Genomic DNA, 3659 nt, shown 5'->3' with positions numbered 1-3659 from the left:
CAACCACGCCAATCGTGGCTCTGAACGACACGATCCGTGATCTGGGCAGGTGGCTCTGGAGCGCACGGCAGGTGGCTCCCTTGGAAGCCAGTATTCACAAGCGCGGCGGCATTGTTTATCAGCCTAAGGGTCTAGAAATCCACGGCTTCGGAGGATCAGACTCCGCCAACACAATGATGCTCGAAGCACGAAACGCAGTCCGAGTTGATATCTCAAACTTCCTCGGAGTTTCAGCGGCACTCCTTGACGGCAACGGCGGCGGAAACGCTGATGTCTACCAGAACGCAGTAGACGAGCGAAACGAAACTTTAGAGCTCTCACTCAAGACCTGGACAGAACCAATTGCGGATCGCTTGTCTCAGGACGACGTAACCCCACCCGGCGTAAAGATCACGGTGGACTATTCATCTTTCCGCGCTCAAGTGAGTGGAAAGACAAATCACGAAAGCACGGTATCAACAGATGTCTAATGTTAGACGCTGCAATCACGCAGACAAACCAGAGCTTGTAATCACTGAGAAGCAAGCAGCAGCAATTGCAAAGCTTTTGAAGATTGATTCAGACGAACTCTTCAAAGTAGATCTTTCTCTTGAAGAGGCACCAAATGAATAATCACATCACAGGTGAACTACTCACCGCAGACCTTTCAGACAGAACTTTGAAGTACATGCTTCTTCCTTTTGGAGAAGACAACCCAGGTCTCACAAACCTTGGAAAAGTTGTTGCTTCTAAAGGCACTGTGGACTTTGCAAATTCAATCGGTCGCTCAGTAAACATTGAGCACGATGCAAAGCGTCCAGTTGGCAAATTCGTAAACATCGAAGAAACCGATGCGGGCATTATCGCGACCATCCGTGTTGCAGCTACCAATGAAGGCAATGACGCCCTGGTCCTAGCTGCTGAAGGACTACGTACTGGTATCAGCGTTGAGCTAACCAGTCCAGTAATCCGCGCAGGTCGCATCATCTCAGCCACATTAGACGCGGCCGGATTGGTAACAAAACCAGCCTTCAAAGCTGCCCAACTAATGGTAATGGCCTCTGACTTCGGAGAAATCGAAGCAGAAGACACACAAGAAGATTCCTCAGAACAAGAAGTTACTGAGGTTGTAATTGCTAATGCAGACGCAGAGGCAGAAATTGATAATGAAAGCGAGACAGTAATGTCTGAAAACGCCGCTGTACCAACAGCACTTAATGCCGCTGGAAACAGTGGCGCCGCTAAAGTTGCTCTTAACGCAGCAACAATTGCTCAAGCCTATGCAACTAAAGACACCCGTCTTGCTGCAAGCTTCGAGGATGCTGGCCTTACAGGAGAAGAGAATCTTTTTGCTGCTCTTTCCAACATCACCTCAACTGCTAACACCGCAAATGTAGAACAGTCACAGTGGCTCGGTGAGCTCTGGAGTGGTCAGCCTTACACACGTAAATACGCCAAACTTGTAAACACAGGTTCTTTGACTTCATGGAAGATTGAAGGCTGGAAGTTCACAACTAAGCCAGTTGTTGGAGATTATGCAGGCGACCTTGCTGCCATCCCATCTAACGTTGTTGTAACTCAGCGCTTCTCAGAAGAAGCAGCTCGTCTTGCAGGTGGCTGGAAGCTTGACCGTAAGTACCGTGACTTTGGTAATACTGAATTCGTCAGCTCATTCTTTGCAGCAGCTGCTGAGGATTATGCCCGTAAGTCAGACAAAAAAGTCCTTGACTTCATTGTTGCTGAGGCACCAGTCGTAGCTGGCCAAGCAATCCCTGCAGGTGTCTCCTCAGGAGCCGCACGTATCGTTCAGGGCGCGATGAGCATGATCGATGTAGCTACACCAACATTCGCAATTGTGGGTCTCACTACATACCGCGAAATGCTTATGACTACTGAATTCGACAACCTCAAATTCATCACTCAGGCTCTCGGACTTGAGGGTGGCAACATTGCCGGTTTCCAGATCATCCCTTCTTCTGACGTTGCAGCTACTGCTGTAATCGTTGGTTCAAGTCAAGCAGTTACCTTCTACGAGCGTCCAGGCACACCTATTCAGGTTTCTGCTCTTGACATCAGCAATGGTGGCGAGGACGAAGCACTCTTCGGCTACTACGCACTCATCGTTAACGATGCTCGTGCACTTGTAAACGTTTCTGTACCTGTTTAATTGAAACGTATCAACTAAAGAAAGGGTAGGCGCTATGTGGAATGCAGATCTAATCCAAGTACTCGAAATCTGGCCTGAGGCTAATGATATCGATGTAGTTACTTTGCAAAATCTAATGGACGTAGCTTATGAGGTTTGCTTTGCCTATGCGCCTACCCTTCCTATTGAAACACCAGTTCCAGAATCTTGGAAGCTCGCCGAGATAATGCAGGCCCGCCACATATGGGGACAACTCCGTGGTGGTAATCAGCAGGAGTTTGGTTCGGACGGACTAAGCATTGCCGTTTATCCATTGATATTTGCCGCTCGCGACTTGATACGCCCTAAGTCATCTCCACTCGGGAGACTGCGCTAATGCCTGCATCTACTATTCGCGGACTAATTGCTGAACAGATCAAGCTGGACAACGCCGCTTATATCGTTCATAACTTTCCTACGTCTGCTCCAGACAATCTCGTTACAGGCAAAGTTTACGTAAACGTTTATCGTGAGCGTCTTATCAATGAATCTGCTACAGCAACAGTAGGTCAGGACCTCAAATGCATTGTGATTGTTGCCAAGGCAGGAACAGAAGTTGCTGAGGATGAACTTGAAGACGCTCTCTATGAAGTCCTGGTCAGCATTAATTCAGTCGCAAATGTTGACTGGACAGATGCAGAACGCGCGATCATCAGCGAGAAATACATTGGCTATGAGATTACTCTCCAGGCCCACACCAAAAATATTTTCAAATCTTAGTGCCTGAAAGGAAATCTCATGGCATCACTAGCTCACACACCCCTAACAATTAAAAATGCGATTGTATCTATCGATGCAATCGAATATTCCGACGCAATCACATCCGCAAAACTCTCAAATACATTTGATACTGCTGTCTGGACACCGGTATCCGGAAATGTTCAATCAACAGTTGGTGCACTTGTTTGGACACTTGACCTTGAATTCGGTCAGGACTTTGTGGCTAACTCAACCCTTACCGCAAAGCTCATTGCCCTTCACGGTACAACCAAGACAATTGTTATTAAGCCAACCAGTACTGCTACCCAGTCATTCACTGTTACCGCAGTTCTTACTGCTCCTAAAGAAATTGGTGGAGGCGTTGGTGTAGCTACATCAAGTGCAACCTTCGGTGTAACAGGACAGCCAACAATCGTTTACGGCGTCTAACTAGATGTTTGAGGTAGACGGAGCTCGCCTAGACGCAGCTAACAAGCTGTTCCGCAAATTGCCTTCTGAAGTTAAGAATGACCTCAGAAAGTATCAGCGAGCTTCCGTCTCCCCCATCTGGAAAGAGGAAGTAGCTGCCAAGACTGGCGTTACAGCTCTTTCAGCCAGGGTCTTCAAATCCGGCAATACGGTCAAGGCCGGCAGCGTAATCACACTCAAAGCTGCTGGTTCCAGTAAGAAGCTCTCCGGTGAATACTGGCTTCCAAGGGAGCCACCTGCCGTGCGCTCCAGAGCCACCTGCCCAGATCACGGATCGTGTCGTTCAGAGCCACGATTGGCGTGGTTG

General features: G+C 48.3%; 5 protein-coding genes. All 5 read left to right on the top strand.

What is annotated here, in order from left to right; all coding sequences use genetic code 11:
* The coding region (locus ASG77_RS21865; RefSeq protein ID WP_235564476.1) for a hypothetical protein at positions 1 to 470 on the top strand (470 nt) is incomplete at its 5' end.
* A gap of 134 nt (positions 471 to 604) precedes the next feature.
* A complete protein-coding gene (locus ASG77_RS21860; protein ID WP_156380271.1) occupies positions 605 to 2146 on the top strand; it encodes a hypothetical protein in 1542 nt (513 codons plus the stop codon).
* A gap of 354 nt (positions 2147 to 2500) precedes the next feature.
* Complete coding sequence (locus ASG77_RS21855) at positions 2501 to 2884, top strand: hypothetical protein (protein WP_156380270.1); 384 nt, start codon at positions 2501 to 2503, stop codon at positions 2882 to 2884.
* A gap of 18 nt (positions 2885 to 2902) precedes the next feature.
* Positions 2903 to 3313, top strand: a complete 411-nt coding sequence (locus ASG77_RS21850) for a hypothetical protein (protein WP_156380269.1) — start codon at positions 2903 to 2905, stop codon at positions 3311 to 3313.
* Positions 3314 to 3317: 4 nt separating this feature from the next.
* Positions 3318 to 3659: hypothetical protein (locus ASG77_RS22540; RefSeq protein ID WP_235564473.1), on the top strand; the 342-nt coding region annotated here is incomplete at its 3' end.

Origin of the sequence: Arthrobacter sp. Soil762, assembly GCF_001428335.1 — a bacterium.
Lineage (GTDB): Bacteria > Actinomycetota > Actinomycetes > Actinomycetales > Micrococcaceae > Arthrobacter.
Note: the sequence above shows the minus strand (reverse complement) of the source record. Positions and strands in the feature narration are given on the sequence as shown.